The organism is Amycolatopsis bullii, assembly GCF_014654205.1.
In the GTDB taxonomy this organism is placed as follows: Bacteria; Actinomycetota; Actinomycetes; order Mycobacteriales; family Pseudonocardiaceae; genus Amycolatopsis; species Amycolatopsis plumensis.
Genome location: NZ_BNAW01000026.1, coordinates 1 through 19,305 on the forward strand (window position 1 = coordinate 1; position 19,305 = coordinate 19,305).

The 19,305-nt window shown below is 71.2% G+C and carries 18 protein-coding genes and 1 pseudogene; 12 read left to right on the top strand and 7 right to left on the bottom strand.

Going from position 1 to position 19,305, the window contains the following annotated elements; all coding sequences use genetic code 11:
* Nucleotides 1–756: pseudogene (locus IE317_RS25925) on the top strand (serine/threonine-protein kinase); the annotation flags it as partial.
* Here the strand turns inward: IE317_RS25925 and IE317_RS25930 are convergent.
* On the bottom strand, nucleotides 734–1,156 hold the full coding sequence (locus IE317_RS25930; RefSeq protein WP_191313951.1) for a hypothetical protein: 423 nt from the start codon (nucleotides 1,154–1,156) through the stop codon (nucleotides 734–736). The pseudogene IE317_RS25925 and the gene IE317_RS25930 sit on opposite strands and share 23 nt — an antisense overlap.
* 269 nt (nucleotides 1,157–1,425) lie before the next feature.
* Here IE317_RS25930 and IE317_RS25935 point away from each other — a divergent pair, with 269 nt between their 5' ends.
* The 4 genes from IE317_RS25935 to IE317_RS25950 all read left to right on the top strand — a co-directional run bounded on the left by IE317_RS25935 (nucleotide 1,426) and on the right by IE317_RS25950 (nucleotide 6,027).
* A complete protein-coding gene (locus tag IE317_RS25935; RefSeq protein ID WP_191313952.1) occupies nucleotides 1,426–1,983 on the top strand; it encodes an AAA family ATPase in 558 nt (185 codons plus the stop codon).
* 250 nt (nucleotides 1,984–2,233) lie between these two features.
* Nucleotides 2,234–4,000 (top strand): chitinase, encoded by a 1,767-nt coding sequence (locus tag IE317_RS25940; protein WP_191313953.1) that lies wholly within the window; start codon nucleotides 2,234–2,236, stop codon nucleotides 3,998–4,000.
* A gap of 46 nt (nucleotides 4,001–4,046) precedes the next feature.
* Nucleotides 4,047–4,802 carry an IclR family transcriptional regulator gene (locus IE317_RS25945; protein ID WP_191313954.1) on the top strand — a complete coding sequence of 252 codons (756 nt, stop codon included), beginning with the start codon at nucleotides 4,047–4,049 and terminating at the stop codon, nucleotides 4,800–4,802.
* A gap of 73 nt (nucleotides 4,803–4,875) precedes the next feature.
* Nucleotides 4,876–6,027: a 4-hydroxybenzoate 3-monooxygenase gene (locus tag IE317_RS25950; RefSeq protein ID WP_191313955.1), complete on the top strand. Its 1,152-nt coding sequence runs from the start codon at nucleotides 4,876–4,878 to the stop codon at nucleotides 6,025–6,027.
* A gap of 2 nt (nucleotides 6,028–6,029) precedes the next feature.
* Here IE317_RS25950 and IE317_RS25955 read toward each other — a convergent pair whose 3' ends face one another.
* Genes IE317_RS25955 through IE317_RS44675 form a run of 3 tightly spaced genes read right to left on the bottom strand, consistent with a single transcriptional unit; the run spans nucleotide 6,030 to nucleotide 8,864 of the window.
* Nucleotides 6,030–7,781, bottom strand: coding sequence for a sensor histidine kinase (locus tag IE317_RS25955; protein ID WP_191313956.1), 1,752 nt, complete (start codon nucleotides 7,779–7,781; stop codon nucleotides 6,030–6,032).
* On the bottom strand, nucleotides 7,768–8,466 hold the full coding sequence (locus IE317_RS25960; RefSeq protein WP_191313957.1) for a response regulator transcription factor: 699 nt from the start codon (nucleotides 8,464–8,466) through the stop codon (nucleotides 7,768–7,770). Before IE317_RS25960 ends, IE317_RS25955 begins: the two co-directional genes overlap by 14 nt.
* 53 nt (nucleotides 8,467–8,519) lie before the next feature.
* Nucleotides 8,520–8,864 (bottom strand): DUF885 family protein, encoded by a 345-nt coding sequence (locus IE317_RS44675; protein WP_229902916.1) that lies wholly within the window; start codon nucleotides 8,862–8,864, stop codon nucleotides 8,520–8,522.
* Between the two features lie 18 nt (nucleotides 8,865–8,882).
* On the opposite strand from IE317_RS44675, the gene IE317_RS44680 reads away from it, so the two are divergent.
* Both IE317_RS44680 and IE317_RS25970 read left to right on the top strand, forming a co-directional pair.
* Nucleotides 8,883–9,368, top strand: coding sequence for a hypothetical protein (locus IE317_RS44680; protein WP_229902917.1), 486 nt, complete (start codon nucleotides 8,883–8,885; stop codon nucleotides 9,366–9,368).
* 22 nt (nucleotides 9,369–9,390) lie between these two features.
* On the top strand, nucleotides 9,391–9,648 hold the full coding sequence (locus IE317_RS25970) for a hypothetical protein (protein ID WP_191313959.1): 258 nt from the start codon (nucleotides 9,391–9,393) through the stop codon (nucleotides 9,646–9,648).
* 655 nt (nucleotides 9,649–10,303) lie between these two features.
* Here the strand turns inward: IE317_RS25970 and IE317_RS25975 are convergent.
* Together IE317_RS25975 and IE317_RS25980 are read right to left on the bottom strand one after the other, a co-directional pair.
* The gene (locus IE317_RS25975; RefSeq protein WP_191314050.1) at nucleotides 10,304–12,895 is read right to left on the bottom strand and encodes a glycoside hydrolase family 3 protein; all 2,592 of its coding nucleotides are present in this window, start codon (nucleotides 12,893–12,895) and stop codon (nucleotides 10,304–10,306) included.
* Nucleotides 12,896–13,202: 307 nt separating this feature from the next.
* Nucleotides 13,203–13,619: an Lrp/AsnC family transcriptional regulator gene (locus IE317_RS25980; protein ID WP_020640811.1), complete on the bottom strand. Its 417-nt coding sequence runs from the start codon at nucleotides 13,617–13,619 to the stop codon at nucleotides 13,203–13,205.
* Nucleotides 13,620–13,813: 194 nt separating this feature from the next.
* On the opposite strand from IE317_RS25980, the gene pdhA reads away from it, so the two are divergent.
* The 5 genes from pdhA to IE317_RS26005 all read left to right on the top strand — a co-directional run bounded on the left by pdhA (nucleotide 13,814) and on the right by IE317_RS26005 (nucleotide 18,636).
* Complete coding sequence (gene pdhA / locus IE317_RS25985) at nucleotides 13,814–14,890, top strand: pyruvate dehydrogenase (acetyl-transferring) E1 component subunit alpha (protein ID WP_191313960.1); 1,077 nt, start codon at nucleotides 13,814–13,816, stop codon at nucleotides 14,888–14,890.
* Complete coding sequence (locus IE317_RS25990) at nucleotides 14,890–15,885, top strand: alpha-ketoacid dehydrogenase subunit beta (protein WP_191313961.1); 996 nt, start codon at nucleotides 14,890–14,892, stop codon at nucleotides 15,883–15,885. Before pdhA ends, IE317_RS25990 begins: the two co-directional genes overlap by 1 nt.
* On the top strand, nucleotides 15,878–17,059 hold the full coding sequence (locus IE317_RS25995) for a dihydrolipoamide acetyltransferase family protein (protein WP_191313962.1): 1,182 nt from the start codon (nucleotides 15,878–15,880) through the stop codon (nucleotides 17,057–17,059). Before IE317_RS25990 ends, IE317_RS25995 begins: the two co-directional genes overlap by 8 nt.
* A gap of 63 nt (nucleotides 17,060–17,122) precedes the next feature.
* The gene (locus tag IE317_RS26000) at nucleotides 17,123–17,671 is read left to right on the top strand and encodes a hypothetical protein (RefSeq protein ID WP_191313963.1); all 549 of its coding nucleotides are present in this window, start codon (nucleotides 17,123–17,125) and stop codon (nucleotides 17,669–17,671) included.
* The gene (locus tag IE317_RS26005; RefSeq protein ID WP_191313964.1) at nucleotides 17,668–18,636 is read left to right on the top strand and encodes a hypothetical protein; all 969 of its coding nucleotides are present in this window, start codon (nucleotides 17,668–17,670) and stop codon (nucleotides 18,634–18,636) included. The genes IE317_RS26000 and IE317_RS26005 overlap by 4 nt, the downstream gene beginning before the upstream one ends.
* A 168-nt stretch (nucleotides 18,637–18,804) precedes the next feature.
* Here the strand turns inward: IE317_RS26005 and IE317_RS26010 are convergent, their stop codons facing one another.
* Entirely contained in the window at nucleotides 18,805–19,305 is a 501-nt protein-coding gene (locus IE317_RS26010) for a putative immunity protein (protein WP_191313965.1), read from the bottom strand.

Here is a 19,305-nt window from a genome sequence, read left to right on the forward strand (position 1 = left end):
ACTGGCGCCGCGCCGGGCGCCGAGGGCTCCGGCGGCGCGGGCGGTGGTTCCGGCGCTTCCCAGGCCGCCGTGGTGTGGCTGCGGCTGGCCGCGGCGGCGGCCGCGATCGTGCTCGTCGTGCTCGCGCTGCTCAACCCAGCCCGGCTGGCGCATGAGGTGCCGGGTGGGCTGCAGCTCGGGGGTGCTTCCGTCTCGGCGCCCGTCGAAGCCGACCTCAGCAAGCCGCTGGTCTTCACCGGGCCCGGGAACCCCGGCCGCGTTGCGCTCGACCTGTCCGCCGCCGGGATTCCGCTCGGGTCCGCGTCCGGCGAGGCCAAGCCCGACGGCAACGGCTTCACCGCGGAACTCACCCTGCCGGGGATCGCCCGGTGGATCGTCGGTGGCGCCGTCACCGCCGAGGTGCGAACCGGTTCGGCCACCGGGACCTTCACCCTGCTCACCAGTCAGCACCCGCTGGCCAGCGCGATGGGGGCGGGCAGCCTCATCCTGGCGTTGTTCGCCCTCGCCTACCTCGAGTCGGGGCTGCGCACGATCCGCAACGGCCACCGCTGGCGGGGCGCGGCGGTCGGCGGGCCGGTGCTGGGCCTGCTGTTCGGCGCCGCGGTGTGGCTGTGCGTGTCGGTGTTGCGCGTGCACGAGCCGTCGCCGGGGTTCGGGGCCGGGTGCGCGGTGGCCGGCGCGGTCGCGGCCGGGCTGGTCGTCGCGGCGGCGCGGCGCCGGGCGTCCACAGTGGTCAGTCGACCATCCGGACGGTGACGTTCGGGCTGTAGCTCTTGCGCCGGTTCCACCCCTGCTCGGCGCAGAGGCTCAGCTGGATGGCGCGGTCGGCGGGCGCCCAGTAGCCGGTGCGGACGAAGTAGCCCTCCATCGTGTTCAGCGCGCCGAGGCTCTTGCGCGCCGAGCACATTTCCCAGCCCCACTGGCGCCCGGTCTTCTCGACGCCGTTGCGGCGCACGGAGATCCGCGGGTTGCCGACCGCGCGGATGTCGGCGTCGCCCTCGGTGACGTAGACGACGCCGTCGATCTTGTAGAACCGGTTGTTGTCCAAGAGGGACACCTGACCGGAGAGGGTGATCCCGACCCGGGCGCCATCGCCGCCCGTGAGCGTCCAATCGAGACAGAATTCCTGGACCGGGAGTTCCAGCGACTGGGTCATGACGAGTTTCCCCTGTTCTCACTGAGCGTCCCTTTCAGAAGATAGGGATTTTCCGGACGCCGGGAAGGGGCCGGGGCGATCTTCACCCGAAGGGATCCGGTATCGGATGCCTTGCCGCACATGGGTTTTCAGGCAATGGAGTGATGTGGGCACGGCGGGTGACAACCGGCTGTCCGGCTGGGTGGTCTTCGCTGCACGGATGGTTGTCCGTCACTGAGGGTGAGCGCTAGGTAAAGGAACCATTACCTTCGCTGGGACGTTGGCGGGGCATGAGCGAGCCCTCTGTCCTCGAGCTCGGCCCGCGCGACCTGCTCGTCGTGGCGGGGCTGCCCGGAGCGGGCAAGACGACCATGCTCCGCCACGCCGCGGCGGGCCTGCCGGTGCTGGACTCCGACCAGGTCCGGGAGCGGCTCGGGGCGGTGCTCCCGGCGGCGGTGCCGTACCGCTGGTACCGGCCGCTGGTGCACGCGTGGCACCGGCTGCGGATCGTCGGGCGCGCGCTGGGTGAGGACGGCCCGATCGTGGTCCACGAGCCGTCGACGCGCGCCTCGACCCGGGCGCTGCTGGCGCTGGTCGGGGTGGTCAGCGGGCGATCGGTGCGGTTGCTGTTCCTCGACGTGCCGGCGGAGGTCGCGCTGGCGGGGCAGCGCAGCCGGGGGCGGGTGGTGCGGGCGCGGTCGTTTGCGCGGCACGTGCGGCGGGTGGGGAAGTGGCGGGAGGAGCTGCTGGCGGGGAAGGTGCCGGTGGGGTGGCGGAGTGTTCGGGTGATCGATCGGGTGGGGGCGGGGCGGATGCGGTTGGTGGCGAAGGTGGTGGTGGGTGTTTGAGGTTGGTCGGTGATGGGGTGAGCCCCTGCCGTGGGTTGGTGGGGTAGCCGGGTGAGGGCTCCTGTGGGTGGGCCCGGCTCGCCCGCTCCGCGGGCCTTGCGCTGGGCGGTGCCCGGTTCGGCCGTCGGGTGGCGGCTCGTGTTGCGCCCTCCGGTGCGGCTGCCCGCCCGAGTCCGTCAACCCTCCTTTTGGTCTGGACAACTCACACATTGGTCCAGACAATAAGGTCTCTCCCTGACTGGAGGACCCGATGAGGCGTTCCCGACTCTCCGCAACCCTCGCCGCTTTCCTGCTCGCGCTCTCGGGGCTGCTCGCCGTCCCCGCCGCGGCCGCCAACCTTCTCACCAATCCCGGGTTCGAGGCCGGGTCGCTGGCCGGCTGGACCTGTGCCAATGCCACCACCGTGACCAGCCCCGTGCACTCCGGCAGTCATGCCCTCGCCGGCACTCCCGCCGGCGCCGACTATGCCCAGTGCTCCCAGACCGTCGCCGTTCAGCCCAACACCACCTACTCCGTCTCCGCCTGGGTGCGGGGGAACCCCGTCTACCTCGGGGTCACCGGGGGCCCCTCGACCTGGTCCGGCAACTCGAGCGCCTACAACCAGCTGTCGCTCACCTTCACCACCGGCAACCAGACCTCCGCCCAGCTCTACCTCCACGGCTGGTACGGCGCCGGCACCTACTACGCCGACGACGTCGTCCTCGATGGCCCCGGTGGCAATACCCCCGGCACTCCCAGCTCTCCCGGCACCCCGCAGATCACCGCCGTCACGGCCAACTCCGTGGCCCTGAGCTGGGGTGCCAGCGCCGGGACCCTCACCGGGTACCGCGTCTACGAAGGCAGCACCGTCGTCGCCACGAGCAGCGGGACCAGTGCCACCATCGGCGGCCTCACCGCCTGCACCACCCACAGCTACACGGTCGCCGCCTACAACGGCGCCGGGGAGTCGCCGAAGAGCGCCGCCGTCAGCGGGAGCACCTCCGGGTGCGTTGACACCGGCCTGCCCAAGCACGCCCTCGTCGGCTACCTGCACGCCAGCTTCGCGAACGGCTCCGGCTACGTCCGGATGGCCGACGTGCCCGCCGCCTGGGACATCATCGATCTGGCCTTCGGCGAGCCGACCTCCGTCACCTCCGGGGACATCCGGTTCACCCGGTGCCCCGCCACCGAATGCCCGAACGTCGAAAGTGACGCCGACTTCGTCGCCGCGATCAAGGCCAAGCAAGCGCAGGGCAAGAAGGTCCTCATCTCCATCGGCGGGCAGAACGGCCAGGTCCAGCTGACGACCACCGCCGCGCGGGACAAGTTCGTCAGCTCCGTCTCTGCGATCATCGACAAGTACGGCCTCAACGGCCTCGACGTCGACTTCGAGGGACACTCGCTGTCGCTCAACGCCGGGGACACCGACTTCCGCAACCCGACCACGCCCGTCATCGTCAACCTGATCTCCGCGCTGAAGACGCTCAAGGCCAAGTACGGCTCAGCATTCGTGCTCACGATGGCGCCGGAGACGTTCTTCGTGCAGGTCGGCTACCAGTTCTACGGCGGCTCGGGCGCCGGGGACGCGCGGACCGGCGCCTACCTGCCCGTCATCCACGCGCTGCGCGACTCGCTCACCGTGCTGCACGTCCAGGACTACAACTCCGGCCCGGTGATGGGCCTCGACAACCAGTACCACAACATGGGCGGCGCCGAGTTCCACATCGCCATGACCGACATGCTCAAAGCCGGCTTCAGCGTCGCGAACACCGGCCAGTTCTTCCCCGGCCTGCGGCCGGACCAGATCGCGATCGGGCTGCCCGCCGCGGTCAGCGCGGGCAACGGCTACACCTCACCCGCCGACGTCCAGACCGCGGTGAACTGCCTGGTCAAGGGCAGTGGCTGCGGCTCGTACACGCTGCGCGGCGGTACCTCGCCGAACTTCCGCGGGCTGATGACGTGGTCGATCAACTGGGACAAGTACTACGGCTGGGAGTTCCAGAACAGCCACGAACCGTTCCTGAACGCCCTGCCGTGACGCCGGGCGGTGTGCCCCGCCGCCGCGGTGGGGCACACTGTCCGACGTGGTCAAGCCGGCGCAGGGCGAATCCGTGCTGAGCCGTGTCGTCCGGATCTTCGAGACCTTCGGCCCGGACACGCCGGCGTTGCGCGTCACCGACATCGCGCGGCGGGCGGATCTCCCCGTCGCGACGGCGTCGAGGCTGGTCGAAGAGCTGGTCGGGCACGGCTGGCTGCGGCGCGATCCGGACCGGCGGGTCCGCGTCGGCGTCCGGCTGTGGGAGCTGGCGTCCCGCGCTTCGCCGACGCTCGGGCTGCGCGAGGCGGCGATGCCGTTCATGGAGGACCTGCACGCCGTCGTCGGGCACCACACCCAGCTCGCGGTGCTGGAGGACCGCGAGGTGCTGTTCGTCGAGCGGCTCTCGGCGCCCGGCGCGGTCGTCAACGTGACGCGGGTGGCCGGGCGGCTGCCGCTGCACGCGTCGTCGTCCGGGCTGGTGCTGCTCGCCCACGCGCCCGCCGACCTGCAGGAACACGTGCTGACCGGCCCGCTCGACGCCTTCCGCCGCACGACGCTGACCGATCCGGCGCGGCTGCGCCGGTTCCTCGCCGACGTCCGGCGCACCGGGTACGCGTTCTGCGCGGGGTTCATCGACGAAGAGACCACGGGCATCGCCGTCCCGCTGCGGGGCCCGGGCGGCGACGTCGTCGCGGCGCTGTCGGTGATCGTGCCCAACGACCGGAACGCGCGGACCCAGATCCCCGCCCTGCAGGCCGCGGCGCGCGGCATCTCGCGGGCAATGGGGAATTTCTCTCACTGAATGAGAATGCCGTAGTGGCGGGCGCGGCCGCCGATCCATGCTCGGGCTCTCCTCGCGTGAAAGGACGTTCGCCGTGCGCACCCAGGTCGTCATCGTCGGCGCCGGCCCGGCCGGGCTGCTGCTGTCCCACCTGCTCGGGCTCGAAGGCATCGACTCGGTGCTGGTCGAGCGGCAGACCGCGGAGTACGTCCAGGCGCGCATCCGCGCCGGGATCCTCGAGGCGGGCACGGTGGAACTCCTGCGGGACGTCGGCCTCGGCGCCCGCCTCGACGTCGAGGGCATGGAGCACCGCGGGATCTACCTGCAGTGGCCGGAAAACCGGCACCACGTCGACTTCACCGACCTCATCGGACGGTCGGTGACCGTCTACGGCCAGACCGAGGTGACCAAGGACCTGATGGCGGCGCGGGAGAAGGCCGGCCGCCCGGCGTACTACTCGGCCGCCGACGTCACGCTGCACGACGTCACCGGCAGGCCGCACGTGACCTTTGTGGACGGTGACGGCACGGCGCGGCGGATCGACGCGGACGTCGTCGTCGGCTGCGACGGCTTCCACGGGCCGAGCCGCGCGTCGGTTCCCCGGCCGCACGTCTGGGAGCGGGCCTATCCCTTCGCTTGGCTGGGTGTGCTGGCCGACGTCGCCCCCTCGACGGACGAGCTGATCTACGCCTGGCACCCGGACGGGTTCGCCATGCACAGCATGCGCTCCCCGCGGGTCAGCCGGTTCTACCTGCAGGTGGCTCCGGACGAGGACATCGCGCGGTGGAGCGACGACCGGATCTGGACGGCGCTGTCGCAGCGGCTGGGCGTTCCGGGGTGGACGCTGGAAACCGGGACGATCACCGAGAAGAGCGTGCTCCCGATGCGGAGCTTCGTGACGACCCCGATGCGGCACGGAAACCTCTACCTGGCCGGGGATGCCGCGCACATCGTGCCGCCGACCGGGGCGAAGGGGCTCAACCTGGCGGTGGCGGACGTCGCCCTGCTGGCGCGGGCGCTGACGGCGTCCTTCCGCGGCGACGACCGGCTCGTCGACGCGTACTCGGAGACGGCGTTGCGGCGGGTCTGGCGCTGCACCCACTTCTCGTGGTGGATGACGTCGATGCTGCACCGCCACGGCGACGACTTCGACGCCCAGCTCCAGCTCTCCCAGCTGCATCGCACGGTGAGTTCCCTCCCCGCGAAGACCGAACTGGCCGAGAACTACGCCGGCCTGCCCCTGTAGCTCTACCGCGACCGCGGCAGCCGGACGGTGAACGTCGATCCGGCGTCCACTTCGGACTCCACCGTCACCGTCCCGCCGTGGGCCTGCACGAGGTGCCGCACGATGGCGAGCCCGAGCCCGCTGCCGCCGGTCTGGCGGCTGCGGGACTTCTCGGCCCGCCAGAACCGGTCGAACACGTGCGGCAGGTCCTCGGCGGCGATGCCGGTGCCGGTGTCGGCCACGGCGAGCGTCACTTCGTCCGCGGTGGCCGAGACGCGGATCGTCACCCGGCCGCCGGCCGGGGTGTGCCGGATCGCGTTCGTCACCAGGTTGCCGACGATCTGCCGGAGCCGGACCGGGTCGGCGGTCAACGCGGCTTCGCCGAGCGCTTCGACGGTGAGCGTGACACCACCGGTGGCGGCCCGGTCGGCGTGCGCGGCGGCGACGTGGCCGGCCAGCTCCGCGGCGTCGACGGGCTCGGGGTGCAGGCGCAGCTGCCCGGCGTCGGCCGCGGCGAGGTCCTGCAGGTCGTCGACGATGTGCTGCAGCAGCACGGTCTCCTCGAGCAGTGACGCGCTCAGGGCCCGGTCGAACGGCAGGTGCCCGTCTTCGGCGGCTTCGAGCCGGCCGCGGATGACGTTGAGCGGGTTGCGCAGCTCGTGGGCGATGTCGCTGACCATCGCCTTCCGCTGCTCCTCGATGCGTTCGCGCCGCGCGGTGAGGTCGTTGAACGCGGCGGCGAGGTAGCCGACCTCGTCGCGGGACTTCACCGGCGCCGGCCGGTCCTGCTGCGCGGCCTCGGTCAAGGCCCGCAGCGGGCGGGACAGCCGCCGCGCGACGAGGGCGGTGAGGGCGACGGCCAGCACCAGCACGCCGCCGGTCACCGCGAAGATCCGGGTCAGGTTCTCCCGGGAGAGCGTGAACGTCGGCAGCGGCGAGCCGCCCGGGCCGAGCGTGAACAGCAACGCGGGTGGCGCGACGTACGGCGTGAGCTGCTCGCGGCGGCCCGCGTCGAGGCAGCCCTGGATCGGCCGCGGGGTCGGGATGTCGAGGGCTTCCAGGTCGAGCCCCAGTTTCACCGGCTCGGCGCCCTGGCTCTGCAGGCAGCGGTTGACGACGTCGTTCAGGCCGGTGAGCGCGGCCTGCTCGGTCGGCGTCGGTTCGGCCAGTTCGAACAGCCCGCACTTGCCGGCGTAGTAGCGGGCGGACAGCTGGTCGAGCCCGGTGAGCAGCGGCCGCCCGGTCGGCGATTCGCGCACCTGGCTGGGCAGGCCGATCGCGCCGAGGCAGGCGGTGGCCTTCCTGGCCAGGGTGGCGAGTTCCTCGCGTTCGGACTTCGGCAGCTTGAACGGGCCGGCCGCGCGCGGGTCGATGCCGCTCGTGCCGGCCTCGGGCAGCAGCACCGGGTCGACGTGCAGCGGGTCGACCGACGCGGTCGCCTTGACCGGCAGGGTGACCGGCGCGCCCCCGGAGTCGCCGAGGACGCGCCGGTCGAGGGTGGTCAGCACGACCCGGCGGCCGGTCTGTTCCGACAGCGCCCGCAGCCGGGGGCCGACCTGGTCCCACGTGTGGTTCACCGCGGCGAAGCCGAGCAGCTCGGTGTAGATCGTCGCGTCGCCGGAGAGGGCCTGCCCCTGCTCCTGCTGGATCGCGCGGGTGGTGGTCTGCACGGCGAGCCACGCGGTCGCGGTGATGGAGGCGAGCGCGATGAGCAGGGAGACGGCGGTGAGCCGGACGACGAGACTGCGCCGCCGCGGAAAGCTACCCGGGCTCATTTTCCGCCGTCAGCTTGTACCCGACGCCGAAGACGGTCCGCAGGTAGACGGGCTTCTGCGGGTCCGGTTCGAGCTTCTTCCGCAGGTTGAGCACGTGGACGTCGATGATCCGGGTGCTGACGAACCGGTCGTCGCCCCGGGTCAGTTCGAGCAGCTGACGGCGGGTGAACACCCGGCCCGGCTGCCGGATCAGCGTCTCGAGCAGCTGGAACTCGCCCGGGGTCGTCTCCACCGGGCGCCCGCCGACCGACACCTCGTGCCGCACCGGGTCGAGCCGCAGCCCACCGGCCCGCAAGGCGGTGTCGGGCGGCTCGCGGCGCCCGGCGGTCCGCCGCAGCAGCGTCCGCACCCGGGCCATCAGCTCGCGCGGGCTGTACGGCTTGGTCAGGTAGTCGTCGGCGCCGAGGTCGAGGCCGAGCAGGAGGTCGTCCTCGGTGGCGCGGGCGGTCAGCATGAGCACCGCGACGTCGGATTCCCCGCGCAGGATCCGGCAGACGTCGAGACCGTCGACCTTCGGCATCATCACGTCCAGGACCAGCAGGTCGGGCCGGTCGCGCCGGGCTTCGTCGAGAGCGGCCCGGCCGTCCGGGACCAGCACCACGGCGTGGCCTTCGCTCTCGAGGTAGAGCCGGAGAACCTCAGCCTGCTTCTCGTCGTCCTCGGCGACCAGTACACGTGCGCACACGGCGTCGAGGGTAGGCCTCCTGACACCGTTCCCACCGCATCCTGACCGGATCTTCACACCTTGGCGCCGGCCCAGGTCCGCACGACGCCGTCCAGCACGTCGAGCGGCAGTTTTCCGCTGCTCAGCACGACGCCGTGGAACTCTTTGAGGTCGAAGGCGTCGCCGAGGGCTTCCTCGGCGAACCGGCGCAGGCGCTGCATTTCCCGCCGCCCGGTCAGGTAGGCCACGGCCTGACCGGGCTCTTCGATGTACCGGTCCGTCTCGGACTGCACCTCGACTTCGCTGAGGACGGTGTGCGCGCGCAGGAATCCGGCGCACTGCCGCCGTATCCAGCGCAGCGCGTTCAGGCCGGTGTCGGCCACCAGCCGGGCCGCGCGGACCGAGTCCTCGGCGACCATGCCTGGCCGGGAGCGGCGATGACCGACGGGCTCGACGACACGTGGGGCCGGCTGATCTTGAAGGGCCGCCAAGACCTTGGCGACGAGCGCCGTGCCACCGGCGGCTCGTCCGGGGTTCCGTGCTCCGACTTCACCGTCTCGACATCGGGAACCGTGCGCGAAGCTGTCCGCGCGATTCGAAAGGTATTCGAGGATCTCCATGGAGAGCAATTCCGGTATATACCAGTATTGGCGTCGATTCAGCCGTCGCAGGGTGCTGAGCTGCGAAAGCAAGGGTATGACCGGAATTTCCATGGACGGCTCTTTGGACACTTCGCGCCCTTTTGGACGCCATCTTCCGCCGATACGTGCGTCCGCGCGGACCGGAGTGCGAATATCGAGGCGTTCCCGTCAGTGCGGTGCCGTACCGGTGGGGAACGTCCGGCGTCGAGTGCCACCTCACGCCGGGCGTGGGATTTCGACGTCTCCGACTTCACCGAATCCATCGTTGCCCCGGGCACCTGAGGGCAGCTCCGGGAGGCCGATCATGCGTACGAGGGAGCGCGGGCCGTGTGCGCTCGTCGCGGGCGACGAGCCGTTTCCGGTGCCGGGTACCGGTGCCATCGTGGTCACGATTCTGCTCTGGCTGGGGATCTTCCTGTTCGAAGGGGCCCAGTTGCCGGGCTTGCTCGCGATTCTTGCGGGAACGGGTCTCTCACTCGACTCCGTTGTGGGTGGGGCACGGGTGTTCCGGCTGGATCTCCGCCTTTCGGTGGCAGTCGGCGAAGCCACCGGACGCCGCTGATGAGCATCCGGGTGGCTCATCGAGGCTGGTGGAGCCGGCCTCCGGTGCGAGCGAAGCTCGCTGGTCCGCGTGGTGCTCCGCTCCCCGGCGAACGTGGCCCGGATACCTTTCGCATCTCGGGCAGGGTGACGCTGGCTCCGGAGGAATTGACGCTCACCACCCTCGACGGGTTCCTGGCCGTGCTGCGCCTCGTGCTCGAGCGGTCTGGTCTGACAGCCGGTCAGGTGGCAGCGAAGACGTCGATTGCCCGGAGTTCCGCCTACAACCTGGTTTCGGTGTCCAGAAGGGACTGCCGGTCGACCCCGACCAGGTCCTGCTCTTCCTGACCGGCTGCGGATTGCGGATGGACCAGGTCGACGAGGTGATGCGTGCCTGGGGGAGGATCGCTCTCGAACGTCGCAGACGCCGAGCTGCCGTCGAGGTCAGGCCGGAGCCGGCCGTGTCCCGCCGGGGCGCGGAGGTGGGCGTCGACCGGTGTCTCGAACAGCTGCGGCTCGTCCGGGCGGCCGGTGACCTCGACAAGGCAGTCACATGGGCACGGAGACTGACCTCGGCGCTACTGGCCGAGAAATCTGTTGCGCATGTCGCTGCGCAGGCAATGCACGGTGGATGACGAACCGGGCCGGGAGCGGATTCGCTCCCGGCCCGGTCGCCGTCAGGTCAAGCTCGAACAGGTTCTCGCATCAGGATCCTTCGCCCCCTTCGGCACCCACCGCACGTTCGCGAACGAAGCCTGGAACGTGCCGTCGGTGTAGACCAGGAACGGGGTGTTGATGTGCTCGAAGTCCAGCCCGTTGTCGAAGCAGGACACCGGGATCTTCACCGTCGTCTTCGGGCCGCCCGCCAGGTCCGTGAACAGCTTGGTCGCGTTCACCTCGGAGAAGCACGGGTAGACGCAGTGCATGCTGATCACCGTCCGGTTGGCCGGTGCCTGCTGCACGGTCGTGTCGAACTCCAGGGCCGCGTCGGCGTTGAGGTAGCCGCGCAGATCGTTGGTGCCCGCCGTGTTCTGCATGTAGAGCTGGGCCGCTCCGGCGCCCGTCCAGGTCGCCTTCAGGCCGTCGCCCTGCACGTTGACGTCCGTCGGGACGACGTTGATCTCGGTGTGCGCCGCCGTGCCGTCCGGGCCGATCACCGTGCCGCCCCAGTTCTCCGCCGAGCCGATCTGGCTCGTGTACGGCGGGACGTCGGTGCGGTCGAAGATCGACAGGTCCTCGGTCGCGGTCCCGCCGCCGCCGGTCGAGGTGCAGGACGCCGGCCCGGAGGTCTCGTCCAGCTGCCCGATCGTCACGCGCTGCCCGGTCTTGAGGCCGTAACCGAGCTTGAACAGCGGGTCGTAGCCCGGTGACCACGGGTTGAGCGGCGACTGGCACGCGCTCTTCGGCCACGAGTAGCTCAGCGTGCCCTGGTAGCCCGTGCCGTCCTTGCCCTTGACCAGCATGTCCGCGACGCCGCCGCCCTCGGTGCCGGGCAGCCAGGCCGCCACGAACGCGTCGGAGCGGTTGATCTCCTTGTTCATGTACAGCGGGCGGCCGCCGACGTACACGGTGACGACGGGGGTGCCCTTGCCGCTGACCTTGTCCAGCACGGCCAGGTCTTCGGGGTAGAGCCGCGCCGCTTCGAGGCTCTTGCGGGTCAGGTCGCCGACGCCCTCGGCGTACGGGGTCTCGCCGATGACCGCGATGACCGCGTCGAAGCCCTTCGGGTCGACGGTGCCGGTGGCGTCGAAGGTGACGTTGGCGTCGCCCAGGTTCTGCTTGATGCCGGTCAGGATCGACGTGGCGTTCGGGAAGTCGGCGTTCGTGTTGCCGGTGCCCTGCCAGCTGAGCGTCCAGCCGCCGGTCTGGTTCGCGATGTTGTCGGCGCTCTTGCCGACGACCAGGACCTTCGAGGACGGCTTGAGCGGCAGCACGTTGCCGTTGTTCTTCAGCAGCGTCTGCGACTCGCGGACGGCGTCGCGGGCCAGCCAGTTGTCCTTGAGCGCCTCGTCGGAGTTGGCGTAGGAGCGGTCGGACGGCTTCTGCGACTCGAACAGGCCGTCGCGCAGCTTCACGCGCAGGATGCGGGTGACGGCGTCGTCGATGCGGGACATCGGGATCTGGCCGCTCTGAACCTGCGCGACGGTGTTGGTGATGAACGCCTTCCAGTCGTTCGGCACCATCACGATGTCGATGCCGGCGTTGATCGCCTGCGGGCACGAGGAGTTCGTGCAGCCGGTGACCTGGCCGATGCCGTTCCAGTCGGACACGACCAGGCCGTCGAAGCCGATCTTGCCCTTGAGGATCTGGTTCAGCGCCTTGTCGCTGCCGTGCAGCTTGCCCTCGTTGATGCCGAGGTCGGCGTTGGTCCAGCTGTTGAAGGACACCATCACGGTCTGCGAGCCGGCGGCGAGCGCGCCGTAGTAGCCCTGGCCGTGGATGTTGATCATGTCGGCCTCGGACGAGGGGTTGACGCCCTGGTCCTGGCCGTTGATCGTGCCGCCGTCGCCGATGAAGTGCTTGGCGGTGGCGATCACGCCGTTGTAGCCGATGCGCTTGGTCGCGCCGTCCTGGAGGCCGTTGATGGCCTCGAAGCCGTAGGAGCGCGTGATGCGCGGGTCTTCGGAGAAGCCTTCGTAGGTGCGGCCCCAGCGGTCGTCCTGGACGACGGCGAGGGTGGGCGAGAAGGCCCAGTCCTGGCCGGTGGCGCGGATCTGCCGGGCGGTGGCGCCGGCGACGTCGCGGACCAGGCACGGGTCGTGCGCGGCGCCGAGGCCGATGTTGTGCGGGAAGACGGTGGCGCCGTAGACGTTGTTGTTGCCGTGCACGGCGTCGATGCCCCAGATGACGGGGATCTTCGTGCGGCTGGTCTTGGAGGCGTTCCAGAAGGCGTCGGCGAGGTTCAGCCAGTCCTGCTGGGTGGCGTACTTCTTCCCGCCCGGCCACGAGCCGCCGCCGTTGAGGACCGAGCCGATGGCGTACTGGCGGACCTCGTCGGGGGTGATGGCGGCGATCTCGGGCTGCGTCATCTGCCCGACCTTTTCCTCCAGGGTCATGCCCTTGAGGATTTCGGCGATCCGCTGCTCGTCGCCGGCCTTGCCCTTCAGCCGGCTGTCGACCTTCGGCCAGTCCGCCAGGGTCGGCAGGCTCTTCTCGATCTTGGCGCAGCCGTCCTTGTCCTTGGCGGGCTGGCCGATGACGGGCTGCGCGGGTGCGTCGGCTTGCGCGGGGAGGGCCTGTGCTGCGGCGCCCAGCAGGCTCAGGCTCATCAGCGTGACGAGCGAACTTCGGCGCGCACGGGACCACGCGCGGGATCTACTGGCCATGGGTCTGGTCCATTCTGCGATGAACGGCGGACCGGCCGATCCTCACCGGGCGACGGGGAGGCAGTCAAGGGTTTCGATTGTTTGGAGGGCCTGTTAATTCTCGACATAAACTAAGAGTCGCTCGGTGGCGGAGCCACCCTTAACCGGCTGGGCGCCGAAGGTCAAGAGCACTGCGGGGCAAGGGTGTTGCCCGTCGGTCGCCGGATGCGTCCATGCGGGTGATTCGCCGCGGACGTCCGGCCCGGCCGGGTCAGCTCAGCACCGAGCCCGGCAGCTCCTCGAAGATCAGCCACGTCCGCGTCGACCGCACCCCCTCCAGCGCCTGCAGCCGCTCCAGGACCACGTCCCGCAACGTCGAGTTGTCCGGGGTCCGGACCAGCAGCAGGATGTCGAAGTCGCCGCCGACGAGGGCCACGTGGTCGACGTACGGGATCTCGTGCAGGTCCGTCGCCATCGTGCGCCAGGACGTCTGCTCCACCGTCACCATGATGTACGCCGACGTCCCGAGGCCCGCCCGGCGCGGGTCGATCCGCGCGCCGAAGCCCGTGATCACCCCCTCCGCCATCAGGCGCTCCAGCCGCGCGTACGCGTTCGTCCGCGAGATGTGCAGGCGCTCCGCCAACGCGCGCACCGCCAGGCGGCCGTCCGCGGACAGCTCCGCCAGCATCGCCCGGTCGACGTCGTCCAGGGCCGGGACCGTTCGTCCCGCCAGACCGCCGTGAGCCAGGACACCTGTGGACGTTTGGTCAGCAACGACCGCCGCAGAAGGCCGTTTGTCGCTCATTTCCGCCAACCCTTGAACACAACACCGCCGAGAACCACCATTTCAGCATCATATGTCTGGGAGAGGTGGTGTGCGTCATGGCTGCGGAAACCCTGCTGCCGTCCGCTGCCCCGGTGCGGTTCGTCGCCGAGGACGGGCGCCGTGCCGACCAAAACGGCGGGTACGGCGAACCCGCCGGGGACCGGCTCAAGGAGGCCTACCGGCTGATGGTCCTGGGCCGCCGGTTCGACGTCCAGGCGACCGCGCTCACCAAGCAGGGCCGCCTCGCCGTCTACCCCTCCAGCGCCGGTCAGGAGGCCTGTCAGGTCGCCGCCGCGCTGGCGCTCGAAGAGCACGACTGGCTCTTCCCGACCTACCGCGACTCCGTCGCCCTCGTCGCCCGCGGCCTGAAGCCCGGCGAAGTCCTGACGCTCCTTCGCGGCGACGCGCACTGCGGCTACAACCCCGTCGAGACGCGCGTCGCGCCTCAGTGCACTCCGCTCGCGACGCAGACTCTGCACGCCGCCGGGCTGGCGCACGCGATGCAGCGTCGCGGCGAAGACGCCGTCGCGCTCGCGCTCATCGGCGACGGCGCCACCAGCGAAGGCGACTTCCACGAAGCCCTCAACTTCGCCGCCGTCTTCAAAGCGCCCGTCGTGTTCTTCGTGCAGAACAACCGCTTCGCCATCTCGGTGCCCTTCGAGAAGCAAAGCGCCGCCGAGGCGCTGGCGTACAAGGGCGTCGGCTACGGCATGCGCTCGGAGCAGGTCGACGGCAACGACGCCGTCGCCGTCCTGGCCGTCCTCGACGACGCGGTGAAGCACGCACGCGAAGGCCGGGGCCCGGTGCTCGTCGAGGCCCACACCTACCGCATCGACGCCCACACCAACGCCGACGACGCCACCCGCTACCGCGACGCCGAAGAAGTCGCGAAGTGGCGCGAAGCGGACCCGCTCAAGCGCCTCGAGACTTACCTCGAGAGCCGCGAAAGCCTGACCACGGAAGAAATCGAGCGGTTCGCGGCCGACGCCGAGGTGTTCGCCCGGTCCGTCCGCGACACGCTGAACGCCGAGCCCGAACTCGACCCGCTGTCGCTGTTCGACCACGTCTACGCGGCACCGACCCGCCAGCTCGAAGCCCAGCGCGCCACCCTCGAAGCCGAACTGGAGGCCTGATGACGACCACGATGGCGCAGGCCCTCAACGCGGCCCTGCGGGACGCCCTCAAGGACGACGACCGCGTCCTCGTCTTCGGCGAGGACGTCGGCACGCTCGGCGGTGTCTTCCGCGTCACCGACGGCATCACCGCCGACTTCGGCGAGGACCGCTGCTTCGACACGCCGCTCGCCGAATCCGGCATCGTCGGGTTCGCCGTCGGGATGGCCATGGGCGGGTTCCGGCCGGTGGTCGAGATGCAGTTCGACGCCTTCGCCTACCCGGCGTTCGAGCAGATCACCTCCCACGTGGCGAAGCTGCGCAACCGCACCCGGGGCGCGCTGGAAATGCCGATGGTCATCCGCGTGCCCTACGCCGGCGGCATCGGCGGCGTCGAGCACCACTGCGACTCCAGCGAGGCGTACTACACGCACACGCCGGGCCTGCGCGTCGTCACGCCGGGCACCGCGCAGGACGCCTACGACCTCCTTCGCGACGCCATCGAGTCGCCGGACCCGGTGGTCTTCCTCGAGCCGAAGTGCCGCTACTGGTCGAGTGAAGAGGTCACCTTCACCCGCAGCGGGCCCCGCATGGACCAGGCCTTGGTCCGCCGGCACGGCAAGGACGTCACGCTCATCGCGTACGGCCCGATGGTCGCCACCGCACTGGAAACCGCCGAAGCCGCGAAGGCCGAGGGCTGGGACGTCGAGGTCGTCGACCTGCGCTCGCTGTCGCCGTTCGACGACGAGACCGTCACGGCTTCGGTCCGCCGCACCGGGCGGGCCGTCGTCGTGCACGAGGCCGCCGGGTTCGGCGGGTACGGCGCGGAGGTCGTCGCGCGCGTCACCGAGCAGTGCTTCCACCAGCTTCACGCGCCCGTCCTGCGGGTCACCGGGCTCGACATCCCGTACCCGGCGCCGAAGCTCGAGCGGCACATGCTGCCGGACGTCGACCGGATCCTCGACACGATCGCGCGCCTGCAGTGGGACGACACGCCGGTGGTGGCCGGTGCCTGACTTCCTGCTGCCGGACCTCGGCGAAGGCCTCACCGAGGCGGCGATCGTGGACTGGCGGGTCAAGGTCGGCGACACCGTCGACGTCGACCAGGTCGTCGTCGAGGTCGAGACGGCGAAGGCCGCGGTCGAGGTGCCGGTGCCGTTCGCCGGCGTGGTGTCCGCGCTGCACGGCGAGCCCGGGCAGCTGCTGCCGGTCGGGGCGCCGCTGCTGAGCGTCGGCGGGTTTTCCGAGCCGGGCGTCACGACGTCGTCCGGCAGCGGCAACGTCCTGATCGGGTACGGCACCGCGCCGGCCACCCGGCGCAAGCGCGCCCGGCGCCCGGTGAGCGTCACCCCGCCGGCCCGGCCGCAGCAGCCCGGCGTGATCTCGCCGTTCGTCCGGAAACTGGCGGCGGACAACGGGATCGACCTCGCGAAGCTGACCCCGAGCGGGCCGGACGGCATCATCCGCCGCGCCGACGTCGAAGCGGCGCTGAAGAAGCCCGCCGCGAAGGGCAAGCGCATCCCGCTGACCGGCGTGCGCAAGGCCGTCGCCGACAAGCTTTCGACGTCCCGGCGGGAGATCCCCGAGGCCACGGTCTGGGTGGACGTCGACGCGACCGGGCTGGTCGCCGCGCGGGCCGCGCTGAACGCGAAGACGGACCAGCCGGTGAGCCTGCTCGGCCTGATCGCGCGGTTCGCCGTCGCGGGACTGCGCAAGTTCCCCGAGCTGAACTCGCGCGTCGAAGGCGACGAGATCGTGCTGCTCGACGAAATCCACCTCGGGTTCGCCGCGCAGACCGACCGCGGGCTGGTGGTGCCGGTCGTGCGGGACGCGGGAGCGCTGTCCACGCGCGAGCTGTCGGCGGCGATCGGCGATCGCGCCCGCACCGCGCGGGAAGGCAAGCTCGCGCCCGCGGACCTCACCGGCGGCACCTTCACGGTGAACAACTACGGCGTCTTCGGCGTCGACGGCTCGGCCGCGATCATCAACCACCCCGAGGCGGCCATCCTCGGCATCGGCCGGATCATCGACCGGCCGTGGGTGGTCGACGGCGCGCTGGTGGCCCGGAAGATCTGCGAGCTGACGCTGGCCTTCGACCACCGCGTCTGCGACGGCGGCACGGCGGGCGGGTTCCTGCGGTTCGTCGCCGACTGCGTGGAGTCGCCGGTCACCGCCCTCGGGGACCTCTGACGACTCACGACTCACCGGCCGCGTTGGCCGGGTGGTGACGGTGGTGGCACTTAAAGTGGTCGCGTGACGACACCGGCCCAGCACGACCGCGACCTCGCGGAGGGGCGCGTCGCCCGGCTCAAGCAGGACCTGCGAGACGGGCTCGCGGCGCCGCCCGGGGACGTCGAGGCGATGGACGAGCTCGTCGCGACGGCCCACCGGCTGCTCGACGCGGAGGTGGCGTTCGACGAGGCCCGGCGGCGGCTCGCCGACGCCGAGCTCGAATCCCGGCACGCGGCGACGCAGCGCGCGGTCGTCTGGTTCGCGGCCGCGCCCGTGCTCGTGCCGCTGGTCGCCGCGGCGCTGGTGCTGTTCGAGGTGCTTTCGCCGGTCTGGCTGCCGGCCCTGGTCCCGCTGTTCGGCGCGGGGCTGTGGATCGGCTTCGCGCCCGTCCGCCGGGCCGGCGCGGTGATCCGCGAGCGGAGGCGGGCGGCGTGGGCCGGCAGTGTCACGGCGTCGGTGCTGGTTCTCGCGCTGATCCCGTGGCCGGGGGCGGTGGTCTGCACGGTCCTGACGGTGCTGGGTGTCGCGGGCACGATCGCGCTGCTGTGGCGGGAAAGCCGGATCCCATGAGCCACGGCTACGCGACCTACGGCGACGACCCGGAGTTCACCCAGGAGTATTTCGACCCCGCCGACCCGACCCGCCGCGACCTCGACGAGCTCTTCGCGGCGGTCGACGGGCTGCGCGAGGCCGAAGATCGCCTGGGGCAGGAGGTCGCCGACCTGACCGAGCGGCTCGAAAGCGGCCCGGGCCAGGACGACCGGCTCGAGCTGCTCGGCAGGCGGCTGGACCGGCTGCAGCAGCAGGTCCAGGCCCTGGAGCGCGCGGTCCGCGTGTCCGACGGCGTCCCGCAGGTGAACCTCGACGACGTCGGCGCGGAGACGCGGGCGCTCGCGGCGGAGGCGGCGCGCTGGGACGACCTGCACAAGGAGCTGGTCACGAAGGAGCAGCGCGCGCGGTACGCCGACGAGATCGCGCACCTGGATTCGGTGCGTTCCGCGCTTTCCCGGTGCGACGCCGACCTGCTCGAGGTGGTGCGCGTGCTGGCGTCGACGGACCGAGGCGCCCGCGCCCGCGGGGACGCGGAGTCGTCGTTGCGGGCGTTGTCGACCCGGCGCCGGACGTTGCTGGACGAGGAGATCCCGGCGGCCGTCTCGACGGCGGACCAGGCCCGGCTGGCCCTGCGCGAGGCGGACGCGGTCGAGGCGCGGGTGGTCCCGCAGCTGGAGCGGGCCGAGCGCGCGTGGCACGACCTGCAGGTCCGGCTGCGGACCCGGATCACGGACGCCCTGGGCTCGAACGCCCTGCTGCCGGCCTGGTTCAGCCACGCACTCGGGGTGGCCCCACCGCCCGGCACCTCGGGCGACGCCTGGATCCGCACGGCGGCGTCGGTCCTGGCGTACCGGGTGACGTTCGGGGTGACCGACCCCGCCCTGCCGCTGGGCCCGCCGCCCGGCGAGGCCGCGGACACGACGGAACGCCGCTGGACCTGGCGAGCCCGGCTCGAGTCCGACCTCGACGACCTCTCCCTCTAGCCGCGATGTGATCGGCCGGGCATCTCACGTGATCAGCGGGGCATCACGTGTGATCAGCGGGGCATCATGCGTGATTGGAGGGGCATCACGCTGATGCCTGCTCAATCACGTGAGATGCCTGCCCAGTCACGCGAGATGCCTGCCCAGTCACGCGAGATGCCTGCTCGATCACGCGAGATGTCCCTGCCGGAGGGCGGACTCGAGGTGGCGGTGGAGGGCGCCGAGGCGGGTTTTGCCCGGTTTGCCTGGTGGGAAGCGGTTCAGGAGGGTGCGGACTTCGGGCGGGGCGTGGGTGAGGGCCCACTCGATCTCGGCCGCTGCCGAATCGCCCGCCAGCTCGCGGGCCAACGCGGCCTGCTGGGCCGGGCCGACTATGTGCTTCACCTGGTGCGGCGACTCCAGCGGGTGGAGGTAAGCGGCACCCGCCGCGCCCACCGCTGCCCGGGCGGCCGCCGCAGCGGCCGGGTTCGGCGCCGCGGTTGCCGCGGCCTGGGCGCCCCAGGCCGCCGTGCGCAGTGCTTTCGTGCGGGGTGCGCCTGCGGCGAACTCGCGGGCGGCCGCGATGGCCGCCGCCGGGCGGGGGTCGTCCGGGATCAGCGGTAACACCCGGGCGGCGCAGTCGGCGGTCCAGCCCGCCAGTGCCCGCAGCTCGTCAAGATCCAGCTCCAT